Here is a 20704-nt window from a genome sequence, read left to right on the forward strand (position 1 = left end):
CTATTTACGCTCTTTCGAGGCAGGTCTGAGCTGCGAATGTTTCACTTATATTGAACAATGGCAAGCGTGCCGTTCAACGCGATCCTGCCAAAATAAATTCGTCCGGAGGAATTTTTGTCATTGAATGGACACGACTTTGCGCTTATATCGCGCTTGCCCAAAGTCGCACGTGCCTGTGGGTGTCCGCCGATCCTCGAATGGTGAGGAATTCGGTACGGTACCTGGACCTAACCGCTCCAGTCGATCTGTTGGCCAACCGCCAGATCGAGGACATCTTGAAGCAACGACGGTGCGGGCCTTTCTAGTGTCTTTCGGCTGTCCAAAAGCCGAAATTACTGAAGAGGCACACCTTCATTGCCAGAAGTGCGGATGCGGTTCTCCAATTCCAATCCAAGGCAGACAAAGCGGAGTAACGCGGGTTTAGCGTTGTTCCATCGCCGCATGAGTTTTCGCGTGACATCAGCACCTCCAAAGGCTGGCCTCACGGCGGATGCGTTCATGCACACTTTGTCCTTAGAGTTTCTCTTGGTCCAAAGAGGACCTGCGAAATTCTCTAAGTCCTTTTCTGCGTAATCCTTTCCGAAAAGTCTGAAACTTTTCGGGGTTACGCACCAGAATACGGCAAGATCAAGCCGTGCGGGAGAACGACCATGGCAACGCAGCGTATCATCGACTTCCTCAACACCCGCCGTCCGGACGGTCCTTGCCTCGTCGTCGACACCGACGTCGTGCGCGACAACTATCAGAGCTTCGAGAAGGCTTTGCCCTATTCGCGCATCTTCTACGCGGTGAAGGCAAATCCTGCGCCGGAAATCCTGCGCCTGCTCGCTTCGCTCGGCTCGTGCTTCGATACTGCGTCGGTTGCTGAAATCGAAATGGCTCTGGAAGCCGGCGCAACGCCAACCCGCATCTCCTATGGCAACACCATCAAGAAGGAGCGCGATATTGCGCGCGCCTTCGAGCTGGGCATTCGCCTTTATGCGGTCGACTGCGTTGAAGAAGTCGAGAAGGTTGCTCGCGCCGCTCCCGGCAGCCGCGTGTTCTGCCGCGTGCTGACGGATGGTGAAGGTGCTGAGTGGCCGCTGTCGCGCAAGTTCGGTTGCGTGCCTGCGATGGCCATCGACGTTCTGCGCCATGCAAAGTCGCTCGGTCTCGATTCCTACGGTGTATCGTTCCACGTCGGCTCGCAGCAGACGGACCTCTCTGCATGGGACCGCGCGCTTGGCGATGCAGCATCGGTGTTCCGCACCCTGGCTGACGAAGGCATTGTCCTGCGCATGGTCAATATGGGCGGCGGGTTCCCGACCCGTTACCTCAAGGACGTGCCGACTGCTCAGGCCTACGGCATGGCGATCTTCGATGCGCTGTCCAAGCATTTCGGCAACCGTATCCCGGAAACCATCATCGAACCGGGTCGCGGCATGGTCGGCAATGCAGGCGTGATCAAGACCGAAGTGGTTCTGGTCTCGCGCAAGGCAGACAACGACAATGTGCGCTGGGTCTATCTCGACATCGGCAAGTTCGGCGGTCTCGCCGAAACCATGGACGAGGCGATCCGCTATCAGATCGTGACCCCGCATGACGGCAGCGAAACCGAACCATGCGTGCTGGCTGGCCCGACCTGCGACAGCGCGGACGTACTTTATGAAAAGACGCCGTACCCGCTGCCGGTCTCGCTGACCATCGGTGATGAAATCCTCATCGAAGGCACGGGCGCATACACCACCACCTATTCGGCGGTGGCGTTCAACGGCTTCGAACCGCTCCGATCCTACGTCATCTGATCATTCAGACTTGGTATGATCCCGAAAAGTGGGAACCGATTTTCGGATTAGATCATATCTTCAAAAGTCCCGAATGATCCTCTCAATCCGCCCAGTGCTGCAAGGCGCTGGGTGGGGTGTGCTGCTGCCGCTTTGCGGGGATAGATGTCATGAATGTAACTCTGGAAATTCAGGAACATACTGCAACCATCGTCGCTCCGGCTTTCACAATAGCGGGCGAAACGCTGGAGCACGTGCTTGCGCGTGAATCGCTGCTGGATCGCGCGATGGGTGAAGGCCGTCGCCGGAAGTCATCGGAAAAGCTGCGTCGCGGTCGCCTGCCTGCGGACGGTCTGGCTTTTGCCGCGCTTGGCGAAGACGGATTGCTTGCAGGTACTGTGCGGCTATGGAATGTCCATGCCGGTCTCGATGTTTTCGGCTTTCCGGTGCCTGCCTTGCTGCTCGGCCCGCTGGCGGTCGATCCGTTCGCTGCCGGTTGCGGTATCGGTTCGGCGTTGATGCGTCGTGCGATCGATGAAGCAAAAGACCGCGGCCATGGCGCGATCATCCTTGTCGGCGATCCGGAATACTACGAGCGTTTCGGCTTCACCGCTGAAAAGACCGGCGAGCTTGCCATGCCCGGCCCTTATGAAAAGCGTCGCTTTCTGGCGTTGGAGCTGAAGCCCGGCCATCTTGACGGGGCGCACGGCATTCTGCGTGCCAGCGGGCGCAAGGTGCCGCGCGTTGAGACCTCTTTGCGGCAGTCCGCGTGAATTAGGGCGCATCCCGAAAAGTGTGAAACGGTTTTCGGAAAAGATGCGCGTCAAAACAAAGAGATAGAGCGCCGATCTGATCCAATCAGATCGAAACGCGCTCTAAGATAGACGCAGCAGCCGTCCGAAGTTGCGGACGGCTGTGATTGCAAGGCCTGCAAGGAAGCCTGCAATCAGCCCGGCAATGACGATCAGCTTGCGCGATGTGCCTGCGGGATCGAGCGGCGGGCGAGCTTCCGACAAAACCCTGACATTGGCCGTATTCAGACCTTCCTGTTCGTTCGTCTCGCGCGAGCGCAGGAGGAAGGCTTCGTAGACCGAGCGCCGTGCTGTGGCTTCGCGCTCAAGCTCACGCAACTTCACCAGATCGCCGCTATTGTTCGCCTGTTGCGATTTTAGCTGCGCCAGGCGGGCAGTGAGGTCCTTTTCCTGCAGCGTGGACCGGGCGACCTCGACCTGCAACGAGGAGCGGATGCGTCGCAATTCGGCATCGATGTCGTTCAGGACCGTGCCTGCCTGCGACTGTGCCTGAATGAGTGCCGGATGGCGCGGCCCAAGCTGGGTGGACAGGCCGCTTGCCGTCTGGCGCGCCTGCGCATATTGCGCGCGCAGCGCGGTCAGCGTGTTGGAACGCAGATCTTCCGGCAAGGTACCGGATACAACACTGTCGGATGTGGCGCTGTTCAGTACCTGCACACGGGCCTGAAGCCGCATTGTTTCAGCGCGCTGGTTGGTCAACTGGTCGTTGAGCCGGGTCAGGTCGTTATCGCTGATCAGCTTGCCGTCGACATTGACGAGATCGCGTGAGGCGCGGAAATCAGCTGCTGCGCGCTCCGCCTGTTCGACATTGGCGCGCATATCGGCAAGACGGTTCGACAGTTCGTCCGAGGTGCGCCGTGCAGCATCGGATTGCACGGATGCAAGCTCGCTCTGGAACACGGAACTGATCGTGTTCGCAAGCGATGCCGATTTCTGCGGATCACGCGTTTTCACCGAGATTGAATAGATGAAGGTCTTGGCGTCGCGACCGATGGCGATGCTCTTGTGCAGATTGTACAGGACGCGGGTTTGCAGTGTCTGGCTGTCGCTTGCCTTTTTGGGCGACAGCATATCCCTGATCTGTGCAAACAGCCCGGCAATGCCGGTCGGAACCAGAGTGCCGTTGAATTCGGGGTCTTTTGTCAGTTCGGTCCTGTCGATCACTTTCAGCAGCACACTGCTGGAATCGATGATGCGTGCCTGGCTTTCCGCAACGGCAAGTGACGCATCGGTCGGGAGCTGACCTGGCGTCAGTTCGTCTCCAACGGTCTTGATATTGCGCGGATCGACCAGAATATCCGTCGATGCGACATACATCTGCGGCAAGGACAATGCATAGAGCGCGGCGACCACACCACCCAGTAGTGTGCTGACAAGCAGTAGCTTGCGCGATCCCCGCAGCACGTCGATAGCGATGCGCGGATCGATCAGTGGTTTCCATTCCGCATCAGGTGCCGGTCCGTCAATGACAGGGCGCTGGCGCTTGATCGGCTCCGGGGCCGGCGCGCGGGTCGGCTCTGGCGTTGGAACGGGAGTTTCGACTGTGACTTTGCGGCGCTCGCGTTCCTGAACCTTGCGTTCCAGTTCCGCCTCGATCAGCGCGACGCGCTTTTGCAGCTCGGCGACATCGGCATCATCCAGTTCCTCTTCGAGAACAGGTTCCGCCGGTTCTGGTGTTTCCTGCGCAGCATGATCGTGCTGGCGAAAGAACGCGGCGCGTTCATCCGGCGTCGCCGGTGGTGTCCAGGGTGGTGCGGTTTCGCTGTCAAAACGACCAGCGGGGCGAGCGTCGGAGAATGCGAGAAGAGGTTTCTCAACTCCCGCCTTTCTGCGCTCCTCGTGATCGCTCATTGCCGAAATCGTCCGTGTCTGTAAGCCGTCTCAACCGTTTCCGGCGCCAACGGCTGCTTTGAAATCCATAAGCCAAGGCTTCCGCATGCCAAACGGGAATCCGATTGGCTCGCACCTCAAGGCCGAATGTAATTTTTTATAGAAAACAAAACGTTAAAATAATGTCGAGGTGAAGTGCCAATTCCTTGAATCTGCAACTTTAGCTTTTGCTTGTTTACTCTTTGAGCTTGCAAAGAAGAGTTTAAGTCTTTTTAGCTAAACCCCGATTATGCCTCCGTTCCAACGAACAGGCACATGCACCAGACTATGATAGGCGAGGCTCCCTGTTGATAGCGAAAGCGCTCCGGAAACTGTCAGGCAATAACGCCGGAATGGTGCGCGATTACCTGTCCCTGTTTTCCGGATCCGCTGGCAGGCTGGTCGTCTCGCTTGTCTATTTCATTGCGCTTGCAAACACACTGCCGACCGGTGATTTCGGCATATTTGCCACTGCGTCGGGCACAGGCGTGGTTCTGTCACGCATCGTTTCTCTGGGCTTCAGTTCGCCGCTTTATCGCATATCGACAGTGAAGCCGCGCCTGCTCGGCATCTATACGGCGGGTTTTCTTGTCGCTCTTCTGGTTTCCCTGCCACTGTTCGCACTGGCGTCCTGGCTGGTCTATTTCGTCTTTTTCAGCCGCGACATTTCATTTCTGCCTTTTGCCGTGGTGGTATTTGCGGAAGCCTTGCTCTGGCGTTCGACGGAAATCATCATCATCGTCAACAATGGCCTGCGCCGGTTCGGCATATCGGCGGGGCTGGTGATTTTCGGAACAGCCACGCGCGCTGTGGCGGCTGTCCTGTTCATGTGGCTGGCGAGTGTTCATGACATCGCCCATTGGGCGTGGTGGTATGCGGCGGCCAATGGCGTTGCGCTGCTGACGGCGCTGAAATTCTATCCGTCTATCCGGCTCCGCTTCAAACCGGTTCTCTATATGCGGCGGCTTTCGGATGCGATTGCAGTCATGGGGGCCGAACTGCTGTTCTATATTCAGGCCGAGCTCGACAAGCTTCTTGTGCTGACCGTTGGCGGGCCTGCGACGGCGGGTCTTTATGCGATCATCATGCGGCTTGTCGATCTGACAGCTTTGCCTGTGCGGTCCTTCAACATGATGCTGGTGCAAAAGCTTATGCGTACGCCGGACATGTTGTCCTCTTTGCGCATCCGCGCCGGGCTGGAATTTGCAGTCTTTGCCGTCTCGGTGGCAGGTCTTGGCGCTATGGTCGTGTTCCTGCAAATCTTCCCGAACGCACTCGGTTCAAGCGTTGCCCCGATTGTCGGGCTGCTGCCGCTGGTGTTGCTCGTACCGGGTTTTCGCAACCTCATCGAGTATCAGACCGAAATTCTCTATGCGCGCGGCCAGTCCGGTCTGAGGACATTGAGCATGGTGCTGATGACCGCTGCCAAGGCATTCTTCGTCTGGCTTCTGCTCGTGAATTATGCCGATAATCACGACTGGATTCTCGGCCTCAACGTCGTATTCGCCGGGCTCTATCTGCTGTCGCTGGTTTTCACCTATACGAGCATTCGTTTGCCGGCAAAACGTGTTTGAGATTTAGGCTCCGATAATCCGCCGAATCTCATCGACCGAAAGGCCGAGGAAGGACTGCATGCCTATGGCGACCTGATGCGGTTCCATTTCCGCGATGAAGGTGCGAAATTCCTCTTCGCTCGGTGGTGGTGCGAACCATTGCATCCGGCACAGATCATGGGTGTCGCTGTAGTGACCGGAGCCGTGCAGGACGTCATCGACATAGCGACCATAGATGAAGCACTCGGAGAAACGACGTATATTGCCAAGGGCTGCCACCCAATGTTGTCCGGTATGGGCTTCGATCCTTTCGCACATGGAAATCACGCTATCGCGCCGCCATGAGACGAGCTGGCCGATATAGTCGTTCAGCCCGCTTTTTCCTTTCCTGATGCCGAGCAGCTTTGCCGCATTGGCCGCCCAGACTGGATGCTCCGGCCATTCCGGGTTTGCAAGCGCATTGGGGCGCACGAAAAGCCGGAGCTTTTCGTGGTGCCAGAGTGTGCCGCAATCGAAGGGACGCAGAAAAGCCGTGTCGGAATCCGTATAGAGAAATCCATCTTCCTCCACGGCACCGGCAAGTGCGATGCGGCGCAGCTGTTGCACATGCCAGCCGCGCAGCGGCTTGGTTCTGAGTGAGAGCCAAACGCGCCTGCGCCACAGATAGGTTGGGTCCCAGAAGGCGTGGAGCCATGAGGGCAGCAGATCGCGTTCATCGATGATGACGCGTTGAGTGCTTTCGAGTTTGCGGAACAGGGCAACGTCCTTGCTGTCGACAAGGATATAGTGCTTCGTGAAACCGCTGACATATTTGTCTATGGTTTCACAAAGCAGCTTGCAGCGCTCGAAATCCTGATCCCAACTGGCTGTGACGATTGCGGTTTTCACCGGGGTTCTCCCTTCATCCAGCCTTTGGCAACGCGCCACAGAAATACGGGATTGCCGATGAGATAGCGTTTTGCGAGCCGTCGCGGTTCCTGTAGCAGCCGGTGCACCCATTCCATCTGGATCTTGCGCACCCAGTGCGGGGCGCGTTGCACACGACCCGTGTGCAGATCGAACAGCGCGCCGACCGCACTCGCCACCGTGCAATGCTCCGCCGTGATATGCTTGTCGATGAAGAGTTCCTGGCGCGGAACGCCCATGGCGACGAGCAGGATATCGGGATGAAATTCCTTGAGCTGACCGAGAATGCTGTCGAGATCTGCGGGCTTGAAGAAGCCGTCGGAAATGACGCGATATTCATGGTGCGGTATCTGCTGCATGAAGAGCTGCGCGGTATCGGCGGCAACGCCCGGACCGCCACCGAGAAGTGCAACCTTCAGCGGGCGTTTCATATGCTGCAGAAGGCCCGGAATGAAGTCTGTTCCGTTGAGATTTGCAGGGAACTTGCTGCCATAGGCGACCTTGCTTGCAATATCGACGCCCACACCGTCGGGCAGGATCAGGAAATCCTGCAATGCAGTGCGGTAAGCTGGGTCGGTATCCGTAATGTTGGAATTGTTGGCATTGAGCCAACCCTGTTTCATGAACCGGCCTTCATTGATGCGGTTCTCGAAAAAGGCAAAGGCGCCGGCCCAGTCGAAACAGGCGACCTTCACGCCAAGGATATTCCGGTAAGTGACATTTTCGGTATGCATCATGCCTGGTCCGTATTTTTCTCTTCGCCATGAAGTGCTTGCAGACCTCTGGCAACTGCGCGGTCCATGCCTTCGATTTGTGACCCTGTAAAGGCTTTGCCGTCCAGTCTCTGGCGATCCCCCAACCTTATCTTTTCAATGCGCTCGACGATTGCCGCAGCGAATGCCTTCGGGTCGTCGGCAATGGTGCAATTGTCCGGAATATTGCCGATACCGCGCACGGAATGCGATGTCGCGACACTTGGCATGCCCAGTTCGAATGTCTCGATGGTCTTGAGCTGCACGCCGGTTCCCGCACGGCTGATGAGCGGTACAAGCGCGCCGCTTTCGACAAATTCAGTCGCGTCCGGCACCTTGCCGACGAAATTGATATTGGACCCCACACCCGACCATGTAGCAATCAGATCGGCGGGCGTGTTGCCTGCAATCGCGATGGAAATATCGTTTGGAAGTTGCGGCTTTACCTCGCGCAGGAACCATTCGAGCCCGATGCGGTTCGGGTGCCATGTCCATGTGCCGATCAGGGCAAGGTCGTATTTCATCGGGCGTTGCTGCGCGGCCTGCATTCCGCCCGGCGTGACGAGCGGCATTGTCGCAAACCGATCAGGGCCGAGGCCGAGCGCCGGTCCGTCATCTTCGGCGAAAGTGAAAACGAAGCGGGCATTCCCGATGAGACGGCTTTCCAATCCCTTCAGAATACGGGCTTCGCGACCAAACAGGAATTTCTGGATGAAACTTCCTGCGTCGGCGGCGTTTTCTTCCGCAGAGCGATATTCCACATTATGCGCCACGAACAGCGAGGGCTTGTCCTTGAAGATGTCTTCAAATGCACCGGGCAAGGTCACGCCGTTCAGCACATAGGCATCGAACGGGCCGATCTTGGCGATGGCCGCGCGCAGTGTCTCAGCTGGTATCACCCGCAGCTTCGCCGAGGAAACCGTAAGGCCGGTCAGGAAGGATTTCAGCACCCAGCCGATCTTGCGCTTGATACCCGCGCCTTCGGTCCGTACTTCGACTTCGCCCAGAACGACAGTATCTGCAGCATCGGCTTTCACGCCCGGCCATGTGAAGCCAAGGACGGTCACCTTTGCTCCCGAACGACGCAAGCCGTCGACCACGGCGGCGTTTGCCACTTCATAGCCGGTGGTCGGTACTCCGTGCGGAACAATCGATGTCACGAAAACAAGGTGAGGGGACGGCAATTCAACTCCTGAACAATCATTTTCGCGCTGGCAGCATCAAAAATAATGGTGCGCGCTCAAGCTTTTCCTAATGCATTATTCATCTTAAAACCCTTAACATTTCGGGTCGGTATGCTCTATGATAGTTTTGACCAGTGTTTATAGTCCTGCGGTGAACTTTTCTTTAAATGTTTTTCAATAGTGGCGGATAAACAAATATAGAAGTTCGAAATATCCGGTAGCGTTTATGTCTGATTTACCTAGTCATATACAAGTAATTGCTAAAACTCCTGGGCTTCGTTTCGATGAAGTCGAGGTGGTGGTAACGCTGCCGACGTTCCGCCGTCCGGAGCATGTCATCCGGACGCTGGATACGCTGAATGCTCAGGTCACGAGTCGCCGCTTCGCGGTCGTGGTGATCGAGAACGAGGCGGAGGACCAGGAAGGCGCCAAGGTTGCGGCGCCTCAGTTCGAGGCCGGAAAATATACCGGCATGCTGATTGTCGAATCCCATCGCGGCAACTGCAACGCATATAATGCGGGCTGGCTGACGGCGATGACCTACTTTCCGAACTTCAAATATGTCATCGTCATCGATGACGATGAACTGGCTGATCCGGCCTGGATCGAAAACATGGTAGCCACTGCCGAGCGTTATAACGCCAGCCTCGTCGGTGGCCCGCAATATCCGATCTTTGAAAAGCCGGGCGCAGAAAAATGGGCGCGACATCCTGTCTTCCTGCCGCATTATAACAAGACCGGCCCGGTTCCGATCATCTATTCATCCGGTAATCTGCTCATTGCGCGTCCGGTTCTGGAAGCCATTGGCTATCCGTTCATGGACCTGAAGTTCAACTTCACCGGCGGCGGCGATTCAGATTTCATCAATCGTTCACGGGCCAAGGGCTTTAATATCGCATGGTGCAATGAAGGCATTGTCCGTGAAACCATTCCGGCGCGGCGGCTGGAGAGCGACTGGATCACGGCGCGCGGCTTGCGCAACGGTGTTCTGTCGACACTGATCGAACAGCGCCAGCGCAAGGACGAGCCTTTCGGTCAGGTCCGTGTCTTTTTGAAAAGCGTTGCACTTCTGGGTTATTCTCCAATCAAGGCGCTGCGGCGCGGATTCGCGGCGCGCTTCGTGCCGGTCGGGACCTATTTCATCCATATCGGGTTGGGCCGGGTCATGGCCCATTTTGGATATCTGAATGAGCAGTATCGCAACCCGGACAAGAACTGACACCCGCTCCGACGTTGCAGCGCAAACCGATATGCGGGCGACGATCCGTACGATTGCGCTTGTTATCGCCACGATAACGTTCTGCATCCTTCTGATTTCATTCCGCCCGTTCAATCCGCTGAGTGCCGCAGCCGACGGTGCCGCATCGGGCGGCGGCGACGTCATCAATCAGCTTGGTTTCGGTTGCCTCGGCGCGGTGGCGCTTCTGTCGCTTGCGATGTTTGCCGACCCGAAAAAAGTGGTCAAAATCGTCAGCCCCGGATGGCTGTTGATGTTCGCCTTCCTGTTCGCATCGGTTTTCGCAAGCCCCGATCCGTCAACCGCCATACGCGGCGTGCTTTTGACGATGATCGGCATTCTGACCGTCATCGCTGTTTTGAGCCTGCCACAGGATGGCGATGCCTATTCGTCGATGCTGGTCGCGGTGGCTTCGGTCGTGATTGTCATTTCCTATGCGGGCGTCCTCCTCCTGCCAAATCTCGGGACACACGGCGCCGACGCTCTGGAGCCGCAAAACGCCTATCTCTGGCGCGGTGTCTTCACGCACAAGAACATTGCCGGTCCGGTCATGGCCGCTTTTGCCTTTGCCGGTGTCTATCTGTGGCGGCGCGGCTGGCGCGTAAGCGGTTTTCTGATTGCGGTTTCTGCATTGATCTTCGTTTCGCAGACCGGATCGAAAACCACTGCGGCACTGGTGCCGCTCGCCATGCTGCTCGTGATCGGCCCCGGCATTTTTGGTCTCCGTTTTCTTGCGCCAGTGGCAGTTTTCACGATCCAGTTTCTGCTCGCGCTGTTCACCTTCGGTACGATTCTTTTCGAGCCGATGCACCAGCTCGTTCTGCAGCTTGATGTTGATCCGACCTTCACCGGACGCACTTCCATCTGGGCCTTTGCCGTTGAGGCGCTTTCCCATCGCCCTTGGACCGGTTTCGGCTATGAAAGCTTCTGGGGCACGCCAATCGTGAAAGAGGCGGCGAATCCCTATTATCTGGATTGGGATGTGCGCGGCATCGTGCATGGACACAATGGCTATCTCGATATTGCGGTATCGATGGGGATTCCGGCGCTGATCTGCGCGATCTTGGTCATCATCGTGATGCCGCTGGTCAATTATGTGCGGTGCCGTCCGGTTCGCGAAAATCTGCTGCTTGCCGATTTCTTCCTGATGATCGTGTTCTTCGGAACGCTGAATGCCATGCTGGAAAGTTTTTTCTTCCGCCGCATGGACCCGGTCTGGCTTACGCTCGTCTTTGCGATTTTCGGCCTCAGACTGATTGCGAAAATTATCATTCCTAAAAGGGTAGCCGGAGCCACTTCATGAATATCGCAATCGTCGGGACCGGGTTTGTTGCCGACTATTACATGACCACGCTGCGCAATTATCCCGAGCTGAAGCTGCGCGGGGTTTATGATCGGTCACCTGAGCGACTGAAAGCGTTCTGCGCGCACTATTCAGTTAGCGCCTATGAAAGTTTCGAGGCCGTGCTGGCCGATCCAGACGTGCAGATCGTCGTCAATCTGACAACACCTGAAAGCCATTTTGAAATCTCGCATGCAGCGCTTTCCGCCGGAAAACATGTCTATTCCGAAAAACCGCTGGCTATGAATTATGAGGATGCGGAAGCGTTGGTCGCTTTTGCACGGCAAGCCGGCCTCACGTTGGCGGCAGCCCCGGCAAATGGCCTCAGCGAAGCCTATCGTCTGGTGGCAAGCGTGATCAACGGCATCGGCATGCCGCGGCTGGTTTATGCCGAAATGGAAGATGGCCCGGTGTTTCGTGACAAATGGTCGACCTGGCGTTCGCAGTCTGGTGCGCCATGGCCGGGCCTGCACGAGTTCGAGATCGGTTGTACGCTGGAGCATGCAGGCTATGCGCTGTCATGGCTGGTGTCGCTGTTCGGCCCGGTCGAGAGCGTTTCGGCATTTTCCGCCATAACCTTTCCCAACAAGGGGCCGGGGACCGAACATCTGCATATGGCGCCCGATTTTTCGGTTGGCTGTCTTGTTTTCAGGTCGGGGCTGGTGGCACGCCTCACATCCGGGCTTGCGATGCCGAAGGATCGCAGCCTGACAATCGTTGCCGACAAGGGCTCGATTGTGGTGGATGATCTCTGGGATAATCGCTCGGCTGTCCGTCTTGAGCGCACGGAAGAAAAACGCCGTTTTCTGGCGCGCCTGTTCGGTATTCTGGAAATGCGCATCGGCAAGTTCCTGTCATGGAAACCGACCGTCGGTCAAAAGCTCTCCTATCCGAAGGCCGACAAGCGGTCGCTGCCGATGTATCCTTCGCAGATCGATTTCGTGCGCGGTATTGCCGATCAGGCTCGGGCTATCCAAACCGGCGACAAAGCATTCTTTTCCGGTGATGTGGCGTTGCATATCACTGAAATCGCACTTGCCTTGAACAATGCTGGCGAAAATGCACAGCCTTACAGGATGAGAAGCAGCTTCTAGCCTTTAGAGCGTGATGTTTTTAAGTTGAATTGTTATCCCGCTCTAAACTTTTGTTTGAGCATGATTTTATCCGAAAACCGGTTCCCACTTTTCGGAATCATGCTCTAGCCAGCACCTTGCGGACGATATCGGCAACGGCTGCACTCTGGTCGAGTGGCATGATCGCATTGGAAATCTGGCCGCTGCGCACCGCATCGCGGACCGCTTCGGCCTGAAACTGCAGCCCGTTGCCGGAAAAGGCATAAGTTTCGATTGTGCGGCCCGGCAGAGACAGGCGGTTCATAACCTTGCCGACAAAGCCTTTGCCGCCATTCGGCCCGAGCGACGACCGCGCCGCAAAGGCTGAAAACAGGGTCAGCCTCTGGGCTTTCAGAAACGGCGCGTGGATCAGGATCGTGCCCCTGGTTCCCTCGATCAGCATGCGATTGTCGCCGTCGCGGTCGAAGCCGCAGGAGAGGCTGGCCGTGGCACCCTGCCAGCCAAGCTGGAACTCGGTGCGCATGTCCACGCCGCTTTTGGCGCGCTGCCAGCGGCCATCGACATGATCCGGCAGACCGAGAAAATACAATGCAAGCGAAACCGGATACACACCCAGATCGAATGCTGCGCCGCCGCCAAGGTCCGGGCTGAAGAAGCGGCTTTGCGGGTCGTAGGCACGGATATAGGAAAGATCGGCTTCGATGCGCGTCACGGTGCCGATGCGACCATTATCGATATGCTGTTTGGCAGCGCGGATCGCTGGCAGAAAACGGCTCCACATGGCTTCCATGGCGAAGACGTTTTTTGCTTTTGCCGCAGCTTCGATCTGGCGTGCACCAGCGGCATCCAGCGAGAGCGGCTTTTCGATCAGGCAGGGCTTGCCCGCTGCGATTGCCTGCATGGCCTGCAGCACATGCATGGCACTCGGGGTCGCGATATAGACGGCATCGATATCGGCGTCGGAAAGAAATTCACCTGAATCGCCAAACGCCTTGTCGGCGCCGATACGTCGCCGGAATGTTCCGGCGGTCTCTGATGCTCGCGAGCAGACTGCGGTAACGCGCATTCCGGTACTTGCCTGAATATCGGCAGCAAAGGCGGCGGCTATCGTGCCTGTGCCCCAAATGCCCCAGCGGAAATCCGTTTTTACCTGCTTGTCGCGATTCACGTGCTTGCCCCACCGCTTCATACAGGTGCTATATAACCCATGTAGGGGCTGTCGAGTATTAGTTTTGGAGCGCGGTATGGATGAAAATTGCACAGGTTTAGGAGCAAAACCGAAGGTGGAGTAGTTCTCCATCAAGGTTTTGCGACGCGAAACTGGGCCATTTTCACCATATCCCTTCGGGACGTGGCGGATTTTCTCCCTGAATGCGTCGAACAGCCCTTGTGGAGAATTACTCCACCGCGGTCTGTCCTCCTGTTCAGGAACAAAATCCGTCTCACGCCACGCCCGAAACCTAATACCCGACAGCCCCTAATGCGGCTAACGAAGTTTGTTTATCCTGTCAGGGGAGGTGGACGTGATGCGTGGATTTGTCGTGGCTGTGGCGCGGGATGGCGAGCATCGTTTTTCAAAGCAGGTTGTGCCGGAAATCCGCATCGTCACAGGACTCGGCGTCGAAGGCGACGCGCATCAAGGCGTGACGGTGAAGCACCGTTCACGCGTGCGGGCCGACCCGACGCAACCCAATCTGCGGCAAGTGCATCTCATTCATGCTGAGCTTTTCGACGAGCTTGCGGAAAAGGGTTTTGATGTCGCGCCCGCAGATCTTGGCGAGAACGTCACCACGCGCGGGGTCGATCTGCTGGGGCTGCCGCAGGGCGCTTTGATCCGAATTGGCGACGAGGTTGTTCTGGAAACAACGGGCCTGCGCAACCCTTGCTCCCAGATAGAGAATTTCCAGACCGGGCTTCTCGATGCTGTGCTGGATCGCACGCCCGATGGCGAACTTGTTCGCAAGTCCGGCATCATGACCGTCGTTCTTGCAGGCGGCACGGTGAAGGCGGATGACGCGATAATTGTCGAATTGCCGCCGCTGCCGCATCGCAAGCTGGAACGGGTGTGAAGTGCGTGAAATACAGGTTTTTGGGGTGAGCTAACCGATTTAACCAGACGCTTCCACGGGCAAAACCGGTGATTTTCGTCATGGGAGGTCTATCAACTTTGCGTCATATGCCCTAGATCATCCCACAATAGGATACAGATTGACATGCGCTGCTGCCGAAATCCGGCTGCAGCCTATTCTTATCGGTTCGGCTTGTCGGCGTTCGATGTTCTGCATGTGTCTAGACGACGGCCGGTCGGTTGCATTTCTGAAGGGCACAAAATGGAAAAAGCAGATATCGGAATGGTCGGCCTTGGCGTCATGGGCTCCAACCTGGCGCTGAACATAGCCGAGAAAGGCTACACGGTAGCCGTCTATGACCGTGATGAGCCTGTGCTCAAAGCCTTCATGGAAAAGGCTGGCCCGCTGCGCGACAAGATCATCCCTTGCCCCACTTTCGAGGATCTGGCTGCCAATATCCGCAAGCCGCGTCCCATCATCTTCCTCATCAAGGCAGGCGCTCCCGTGGATGCCGAAACCACCCGCCTCAAGGCTTATCTTGAGAAGGGCGATATCATGATCGACGCCGGTAATTCCGATTACCGCGATACGGTGCGCCGTCTGAAGGCACTTGGCCCCAACGACCCGACCTTTGTCGGCATGGGCGTTTCCGGCGGTGCGGAAGGCGCACGCCATGGCCCGTCGATGATGGTCGGCGGCACTGAGGAAGCCTATGAGCGCATCGCACCGATCCTGCTTGCTGCCGCCGCCAAATATAAGGGCGAGCCCTGCTGCGCGTTGGTCGGCCCGGATGGCGCCGGTCATTTCGTCAAGACAATCCACAATGGTATCGAATATGCCGACATGCAGATGATCGCCGAAATCTACGGCATCCTGCGGGACGGCCTCGGGCTTTCGGCTCCGGCCATCGGTGATGTGTTCGAGAAGTGGAACGAAGGCCCGCTCAACTCCTATCTGATCGAAATCACCGCCAAGGTGCTGAAAGCGACCGATCCGGAAACCGGCAAGGCGATGGTCGACATGATCCTCGATGAAGCCGGTCAGAAGGGCACTGGCCGCTGGGCGGCCATCGAAGCGCAGATGCTTGGCGTTCCGGCAACGGCAATCGAAGCCGCTGTTGCCGCGCGTTCGCTGTCCTCGCTGAAGGCTACGCGTGAGCTTGCCGCAAAGGCCTACAAGCCGGGTTCGCGCAGCCTCGACATTTCCGATCAGGCTAAATTCCTTGCCGATCTGGAGCAGGGCCTGCTTGCTGGCAAAATTGCTGCCTATGCTCAAGGCTTCGCGGTGATGGAAGCCGCCTCGCAGGAGCATGGCTGGAACATTCCGCTTGCCGAAACGGCGCGCATCTGGCGCGCAGGCTGCATCATTCGTTCGCAGCTTCTGGACGATATCGCCCATGCTTTTGAAGACAGCGAAAGCCGCAACCTGCTTTTGGCACCTGCTTTTGTCGAACGCATGAGCAAGGCTTCCAAGGGCCTTCGCCAGATCGTCGCCAAGGCGGCACTCGCTGGCCTGCCTCTGCCAGCGCTTGGCTCAGCGCTCAGCTATTTCGACAGCTTCACGCAGGCGCTCGGCACGGCCAATCTCATTCAGGGCCAGCGCGACTTCTTCGGTTCGCACGGCTTCAAGCGTATCGATAAGGATGGTGATTTCCACGGTCCCTGGGGCGAATAAAATTCGCTATAATTGAAAAAGCCACCCATCGGGCGGCTTTTTTATTTTAATCTGCCAGCACGAGCAGATCATGCGAGGCGAAATGCACCGTCACCTTGTCACCGCGCTGCGGCGGAGGCTGGGTGGGGTCGTTGAACGTGTCGAACGACAGGCGGTTCTTGCCAAGTGCCACACGTGTACGGATGACAGAGCCGAGGAAGTGCACGTCCTCGATCGTCGCATCCAGCGAGGTATCGTGGCTCTTGCGTGCTTCGAGGCTGACAGCTTCCGGGCGCAAGGCCAATGTGACAGGCTTGCCCTTCGGATGATGGTCGAGCTTTTCCTGCACGGTGATGGTGCGGCCGTCGAGTTCGATGCTGTTCTTGCCGGGTTCGCTAACCGAGGCTTCCAGCATGTTGAGTGTGCCGACGAAAGATGCCACGAAGCGTGAGGCAGGGCGGTTATAGATGTCGAACGGCGAGCCGATCTGGTCGGCGCGGCCTTCGTGCATGACCACGATGCGGTCGGAAATCGACAGCGCTTCTTCCTGATCGTGGGTGACGAAGACGGTGGTAATGCCAAGCTTCTGCTGGATGGCACGGATTTCTTCGCGCAAGGATATACGGATTTTCGCATCCAGCGCCGATAGAGGCTCGTCGAGCAGAAGAACCTGCGGCTTGGTGGCAAGCGCGCGGGCCAGTGCCACGCGCTGCTGCTGGCCACCGGACATCTGATAGGGATAACGATCCGCCAGATGGTCGAGACGGATGAGGCCGAGCATCTCCTGCACGGTGGCGTCGATTTCCGCCTTCGGCTTTCCGGCAACGCGCAGGCCGAACGAAACATTCTGCGCCACCGTCATATTCGGGAAGAGCGCATAGGCCTGAAACACCATGCCGATATTGCGCTGGTTGGGCTTGAGATCGACCACATCCTTGCCGTCGATTTCGATGGCACCGTTATCGGGTGCTTCGAAACCGGCGATCATGCGAAGAACGGTTGTCTTGCCGCAGCCCGATGGACCGAGGAAAGAAACGAATTCGCCCTTTTTCACGGCGAGGTTGAAATCGTGGACGACGGTATTGGCGCCGAAGCTCTTTTTCAGGTTTTTGATGTTGAGAAAAGCCATGAATGTTACCCGGCGGTTGTCTTGAATTTATTGAGGCGCGAGACGAGCTGCAGCATGATGATGCTGAGCCACGTGATGCCGAACGAAATGATCGCCAGCGCTGACGGTTCGTAGGCGCGGTTTGCGCCGACCAGCTGCAGGTAGGGACCGAAGGCCGGACGGTTCAGAAGCGAAGCTAGCGTGAATTCGCCGATGACGATGGCGAATGTGATGAAGGCACCGCTCATCACACCGGAGATGACGTTCGGGAAAATCACCTTGAACATGATGCGGCCCCAGCCCGCGCCGAGGCTCTGGGCTGCTTCGGTCAGCGTGCGAACATCAATCGTGCGCATCGCTGTGTCGACAGCGCGATACATATAGGGCAGCGACAGCGTCATATAGCCGAACATCAGGAGCAGGTCGGTCGCGCGGGTGGATGCCGTGAACGGCAGCCACGATGACGAGTTGTAGATGCGCAAGTAACCGAACACGATGACGATGGCCGGAATGACCAATGGCATCAGCGTGATGAATTCCATCACCGGGCGCAGTTGCGGCAGGCGCAGGCGCACCCAATAGGCCGTAGGCACCACCAGGAGAACACCGAAAACGATGGTGAGCAAGCCAAGCAGAATCGAATAGCCGAAGGTGGCCTGGAAGTTCGGATCGGAGAACACGACCCGATAGGCATCGAAGGAATATTCGCCGCGCCGCATACGCAGCGAGAATTCGAACGTGCCGATCAGTGGGACGAGGAAGTAGATTGCGCCGATCAGGAAGGCGATCCAGGCCCCAATCTTCTGGGCATTAATGCCTTTCTTTTTCATCGCTGCCACCTCTCGGCGCGAATGCGCAGCCAGATATAGATGAGGTTCGAAACACCCGTAATGACGATCATGCCAAGTGCCAGCGCGTAGCCGAGGTTCTGGTTATGCAGAACGTCGCCGCGGATCTGCGCATAGAGCAGAATCGGCACGATGTTGAGCGAGGAACCCGTCAGAGCGTAGGCGGTTGCGATTGCGCCGAAGGCATTGGCGAACAGCAGAAGCGTCGTGCCGAGCAGGCTCGGCCACAGGATCGGGAAGGCCACCATGCGCCAGTATTGCGCGGTAGTCGCACCCAGAATGGATGAGGCTTCCCGCCATTCCTTTTTCAGACCGTCGAGCGCGGGCGTCAGGATGAGCACCATCAGCGGTATCTGGAAGAACAGATAGGTCAGCGTCAGGCCGAAGAAGGAGAGCAGGTTGAAACCTGTCGAATAGAGATTGAAACCGAACCACTCCCTGAGCAGGATCGTCACAAAGCCGGTTCGCCCCAGTGTCGCCAGAAAGGCGAAGGCAAGCGGCACGCCTGCAAAGTTCGATGCTACGCCTGAAAAGGTCAATACCGTCGGGCGCAGCCACGAAGGCAGGTTGCCGAGAACGACCGCCCAGGCCAGAAAGAAGCCGATGATCGCGCCGCCAATGGCCGATGCGAGACTGACCTTGATCGATACCCAGTACGCGCTCATGATTTGCGGCTGGAACAGATCGTGGATGTTCTGGAGCGTGAAGTTTCCGGCCGGGTCCTGAAATGCACCGATGATGAGATACATCGTCGGCCAGATCAGGAACAAAATGGCGAAGATGAAAAACGGTGTCACGCCAAGCCATGACAACGGAAGTCGGCGCTTGCGCACTCCGCTGGGGGCTGATGTTTCGGCTATTGAACTCATACGTTCTTTCTTTAGACCGGTTCCCGCCAGAACGGAACTGACAGAACCGTTTCGACTTTTGTTCTTGTTTTTTGCGATCGGCAGGCTGCCATTCGCCCCTGCCGGAAATAGCTAGTATTCTTTTTGAACTGCGCATCCTGTTTGCCAAAGAGCGAGACGCTGTTTGGAAAAGAGGACCGGCGGCTCAGATGAAAGCCGCTTTGATATCGCGCCGACCGTTGAGATACGCCGATCTGAATAAACCAGATCAATGTATCTCAACTTTTGTTCTGCACCGCGCATCTTTTCCGAAAACCGTTTCACACTTTTCGGGATGCGCTCTAAGGCCGACGCGATATGTGTTCGATGCGACAAGTGTGTACTTGGCGCTTACAGGTCCTTACTGAACGTTTGCGCCCACGACGCTGTCCCATTCCTTGGTGATCGTGGTCTGTGCGGCCTCAATCTGTTCCAGGGTCGGGAAGATAGCCTTTTCATAGGCTTCTGCCGGCGGCAGCTTGTCGAGCAGTTCCTGCGGGATCTTGCCAGCCTTCGCCATTGCATTGAAGCGGATCGGGTGGCAGTAGCCCTTCAGATAGCCGAGCTGGCCTTCATCCGAATAGATGTGTTCCATCCACAGTTTCGCAGCGTTCGGATGCGGTGCGTAGGCGCTGATTGCCTGAACATACACGCCAGCGATGACGCCCGACTTCGGAATGACGGTTTCGATTTCCGGGTTGCCCTTGAGCGTGTCGCGATCGGCGAGAGCGTTATAGTCCCAACGGACGACGATCGGGGTCGAACCCTGTGCCAGCGAGGCAGCCTTGCCGATGACCGGAACGAAGTTGCCGTTGGCATTCAGTTCCTTGTAGAATTCAAGGCCCTTCTTGCCTGCAGCTTCGCCCGGTTCACCGCCACGGGCGATACCGGCGGCATGAACGCCGAGGATGGCCTGTGCGGAAACGCGCGGATCGCCTGCAAGCGCAACAGAGTTGGCATAGTCGCTCTTGAGAAGGTCTTCCCAATCCTGCGGGATGTCCTTGACGATGTCCTTGTTCACTTCGAAGGCCAGAACGCCGTAATAATCGCCGTACCAGTAGCCTTCAGCATCCTTGGCGCTGTCCGGAATTTCGTCCCATGTTGCAACCTTGTAAGGCTGGATGAGGCCGTCCTTCTTGGCCGATGCGCCGAAGGCGAAGCCGACGTCGATGACGTCAGGAGCCTGCGGGCCCTTGTTGTCCTTGTTGGCCTTGATGGCTTCGATTTCATCGCCCGAACCGGCGTCCGGGTTCAGTTCGTTGACCTTGAGGCCGTACTTGTCCTTGAAGCTCTTGATGATTTCGCCATAGCCGCACCAGTCATGCGGGAGTGCGATGGTGGTCAGTTCGCCTTCTGCCTTGGCAGCGGCGATCAGTTCGGCTGACGGTTCAGCAGCGGCGATGGAAACCCCGGCAACGGCGATTGCCGTCGAAAGCGACAGCAGACGCGCTGTGTAAGCAAGCATTGTTTGACTCCCCTGTTTAAGGTCCGGCGAACGCCCCCGGTCGATTCCGGTGCTCGCGCATTCCCGATACCCGCCCTACATGACGGTTGGATGACAGTTTATGGATTGTCACAAACTGTCAGCGGTGGAAAGTGAAACACGTTTTCAGGGACTTAGCAATTCATCCGTTAGCGGGAGCAGCAT

Annotated in this window: 17 protein-coding genes; 8 read left to right on the top strand and 9 right to left on the bottom strand. The window is 57.2% G+C overall.

Going from position 1 to position 20704, the window contains the following annotated elements; all coding sequences use genetic code 11:
• The first annotated feature begins 650 nt into the window (after nt 1-650).
• Both odc2 and KWJ32_RS12090 read left to right on the top strand, forming a co-directional pair.
• Nucleotides 651-1784 (top strand): ornithine/lysine decarboxylase, encoded by a 1134-nt coding sequence (gene odc2, locus KWJ32_RS12085; protein ID WP_010660694.1) that lies wholly within the window; start codon nt 651-653, stop codon nt 1782-1784.
• Nucleotides 1785-1933: 149 nt separating this feature from the next.
• Nucleotides 1934-2536, top strand: coding sequence for an N-acetyltransferase (locus KWJ32_RS12090; protein ID WP_094515862.1), 603 nt, complete (start codon nt 1934-1936; stop codon nt 2534-2536).
• A gap of 102 nt (nt 2537-2638) precedes the next feature.
• Here the strand turns inward: KWJ32_RS12090 and KWJ32_RS12095 are convergent, their stop codons facing one another.
• Nucleotides 2639-4426, bottom strand: coding sequence for a GumC family protein (locus KWJ32_RS12095; RefSeq protein WP_094515863.1), 1788 nt, complete (start codon nt 4424-4426; stop codon nt 2639-2641).
• A gap of 326 nt (nt 4427-4752) precedes the next feature.
• Here KWJ32_RS12095 and KWJ32_RS12100 point away from each other — a divergent pair, with 326 nt between their 5' ends.
• On the top strand, nt 4753-6018 hold the full coding sequence (locus tag KWJ32_RS12100; protein WP_151691221.1) for a lipopolysaccharide biosynthesis protein: 1266 nt from the start codon (nt 4753-4755) through the stop codon (nt 6016-6018).
• Between the two features lie 3 nt (nt 6019-6021).
• Here KWJ32_RS12100 and KWJ32_RS12105 read toward each other — a convergent pair whose 3' ends face one another.
• The 3 genes from KWJ32_RS12105 to KWJ32_RS12115 are packed head-to-tail and all read right to left on the bottom strand — an operon-like array spanning nt 6022 to nt 8839.
• Complete coding sequence (locus KWJ32_RS12105; RefSeq protein WP_192800005.1) at nt 6022-6885, bottom strand: DUF6492 family protein; 864 nt, start codon at nt 6883-6885, stop codon at nt 6022-6024.
• Nucleotides 6882-7640: a WecB/TagA/CpsF family glycosyltransferase gene (locus tag KWJ32_RS12110; protein ID WP_114048172.1), complete on the bottom strand. Its 759-nt coding sequence runs from the start codon at nt 7638-7640 to the stop codon at nt 6882-6884. The genes KWJ32_RS12105 and KWJ32_RS12110 overlap by 4 nt, the downstream gene beginning before the upstream one ends.
• The gene (locus tag KWJ32_RS12115) at nt 7637-8839 is read right to left on the bottom strand and encodes a glycosyltransferase family 4 protein (protein ID WP_012093533.1); all 1203 of its coding nucleotides are present in this window, start codon (nt 8837-8839) and stop codon (nt 7637-7639) included. Before KWJ32_RS12115 ends, KWJ32_RS12110 begins: the two co-directional genes overlap by 4 nt.
• Before the next feature lie 226 nt (nt 8840-9065).
• Between KWJ32_RS12115 and KWJ32_RS12120 the strand changes: the two genes are divergently transcribed.
• The 3 genes from KWJ32_RS12120 to KWJ32_RS12130 are packed head-to-tail and all read left to right on the top strand — an operon-like array spanning nt 9066 to nt 12512.
• Nucleotides 9066-10058: a glycosyltransferase gene (locus tag KWJ32_RS12120; RefSeq protein WP_010660701.1), complete on the top strand. Its 993-nt coding sequence runs from the start codon at nt 9066-9068 to the stop codon at nt 10056-10058.
• On the top strand, nt 10027-11379 hold the full coding sequence (locus KWJ32_RS12125) for an O-antigen ligase (RefSeq protein WP_125334571.1): 1353 nt from the start codon (nt 10027-10029) through the stop codon (nt 11377-11379). The genes KWJ32_RS12120 and KWJ32_RS12125 overlap by 32 nt, the downstream gene beginning before the upstream one ends.
• Nucleotides 11376-12512, top strand: coding sequence for a Gfo/Idh/MocA family oxidoreductase (locus tag KWJ32_RS12130; RefSeq protein WP_012093531.1), 1137 nt, complete (start codon nt 11376-11378; stop codon nt 12510-12512). Before KWJ32_RS12125 ends, KWJ32_RS12130 begins: the two co-directional genes overlap by 4 nt.
• A gap of 97 nt (nt 12513-12609) precedes the next feature.
• Here the strand turns inward: KWJ32_RS12130 and KWJ32_RS12135 are convergent, their stop codons facing one another.
• Nucleotides 12610-13659, bottom strand: a complete 1050-nt coding sequence (locus KWJ32_RS12135; protein WP_040128569.1) for a Gfo/Idh/MocA family oxidoreductase — start codon at nt 13657-13659, stop codon at nt 12610-12612.
• A gap of 358 nt (nt 13660-14017) precedes the next feature.
• Between KWJ32_RS12135 and KWJ32_RS12140 the strand changes: the two genes are divergently transcribed.
• Nucleotides 14018-14560 (top strand): MOSC domain-containing protein, encoded by a 543-nt coding sequence (locus tag KWJ32_RS12140; protein ID WP_012093529.1) that lies wholly within the window; start codon nt 14018-14020, stop codon nt 14558-14560.
• A 261-nt stretch (nt 14561-14821) separates the two neighbouring features.
• Nucleotides 14822-16234: an NADP-dependent phosphogluconate dehydrogenase gene (gndA, locus tag KWJ32_RS12145; protein WP_012093528.1), complete on the top strand. Its 1413-nt coding sequence runs from the start codon at nt 14822-14824 to the stop codon at nt 16232-16234.
• A 46-nt stretch (nt 16235-16280) separates the two neighbouring features.
• On the opposite strand, the gene KWJ32_RS12150 is transcribed toward gndA, so the two are convergent.
• From KWJ32_RS12150 to KWJ32_RS12165, 4 genes are all read right to left on the bottom strand, one after another.
• On the bottom strand, nt 16281-17342 hold the full coding sequence (locus KWJ32_RS12150; protein WP_010660707.1) for an ABC transporter ATP-binding protein: 1062 nt from the start codon (nt 17340-17342) through the stop codon (nt 16281-16283).
• 5 nt (nt 17343-17347) lie between these two features.
• Nucleotides 17348-18151 (bottom strand): ABC transporter permease, encoded by an 804-nt coding sequence (locus tag KWJ32_RS12155; RefSeq protein WP_010660708.1) that lies wholly within the window; start codon nt 18149-18151, stop codon nt 17348-17350.
• Complete coding sequence (locus KWJ32_RS12160) at nt 18148-19038, bottom strand: ABC transporter permease subunit (protein WP_010660709.1); 891 nt, start codon at nt 19036-19038, stop codon at nt 18148-18150. The genes KWJ32_RS12155 and KWJ32_RS12160 overlap by 4 nt, the downstream gene beginning before the upstream one ends.
• Before the next feature lie 379 nt (nt 19039-19417).
• Nucleotides 19418-20521, bottom strand: coding sequence for an ABC transporter substrate-binding protein (locus KWJ32_RS12165; protein WP_010660711.1), 1104 nt, complete (start codon nt 20519-20521; stop codon nt 19418-19420).
• Nucleotides 20522-20704: the final 183 nt, after the last annotated feature.

It is taken from the genome of Ochrobactrum sp. BTU2 (genome assembly GCF_024539785.1).
Lineage (GTDB): Bacteria > Pseudomonadota > Alphaproteobacteria > Rhizobiales > Rhizobiaceae > Brucella > Brucella anthropi.

Coding starts and splice junctions, on each gene's coding strand:
- KWJ32_RS12150 (WP_010660707.1), bottom strand. CDS start 17,342: ATGGCTTTTCTCAACATCAAAAACCTGAAAAAGAGCTTCGGCGCCAAT.
- gndA (WP_012093528.1), top strand. CDS start 14,822: ATGGAAAAAGCAGATATCGGAATGGTCGGCCTTGGCGTCATGGGCTCC.
- KWJ32_RS12095 (WP_094515863.1), bottom strand. CDS start 4,426: ATGAGCGATCACGAGGAGCGCAGAAAGGCGGGAGTTGAGAAACCTCTT.
- KWJ32_RS12140 (WP_012093529.1), top strand. CDS start 14,018: ATGCGTGGATTTGTCGTGGCTGTGGCGCGGGATGGCGAGCATCGTTTT.
- KWJ32_RS12165 (WP_010660711.1), bottom strand. CDS start 20,521: ATGCTTGCTTACACAGCGCGTCTGCTGTCGCTTTCGACGGCAATCGCC.
- KWJ32_RS12110 (WP_114048172.1), bottom strand. CDS start 7,640: ATGATGCATACCGAAAATGTCACTTACCGGAATATCCTTGGCGTGAAG.
- KWJ32_RS12160 (WP_010660709.1), bottom strand. CDS start 19,038: ATGAGTTCAATAGCCGAAACATCAGCCCCCAGCGGAGTGCGCAAGCGC.
- odc2 (WP_010660694.1), top strand. CDS start 651: ATGGCAACGCAGCGTATCATCGACTTCCTCAACACCCGCCGTCCGGAC.
- KWJ32_RS12090 (WP_094515862.1), top strand. CDS start 1,934: ATGAATGTAACTCTGGAAATTCAGGAACATACTGCAACCATCGTCGCT.
- KWJ32_RS12130 (WP_012093531.1), top strand. CDS start 11,376: ATGAATATCGCAATCGTCGGGACCGGGTTTGTTGCCGACTATTACATG.
- KWJ32_RS12155 (WP_010660708.1), bottom strand. CDS start 18,151: ATGAAAAAGAAAGGCATTAATGCCCAGAAGATTGGGGCCTGGATCGCC.
- KWJ32_RS12125 (WP_125334571.1), top strand. CDS start 10,027: ATGAGCAGTATCGCAACCCGGACAAGAACTGACACCCGCTCCGACGTT.
- KWJ32_RS12120 (WP_010660701.1), top strand. CDS start 9,066: ATGTCTGATTTACCTAGTCATATACAAGTAATTGCTAAAACTCCTGGG.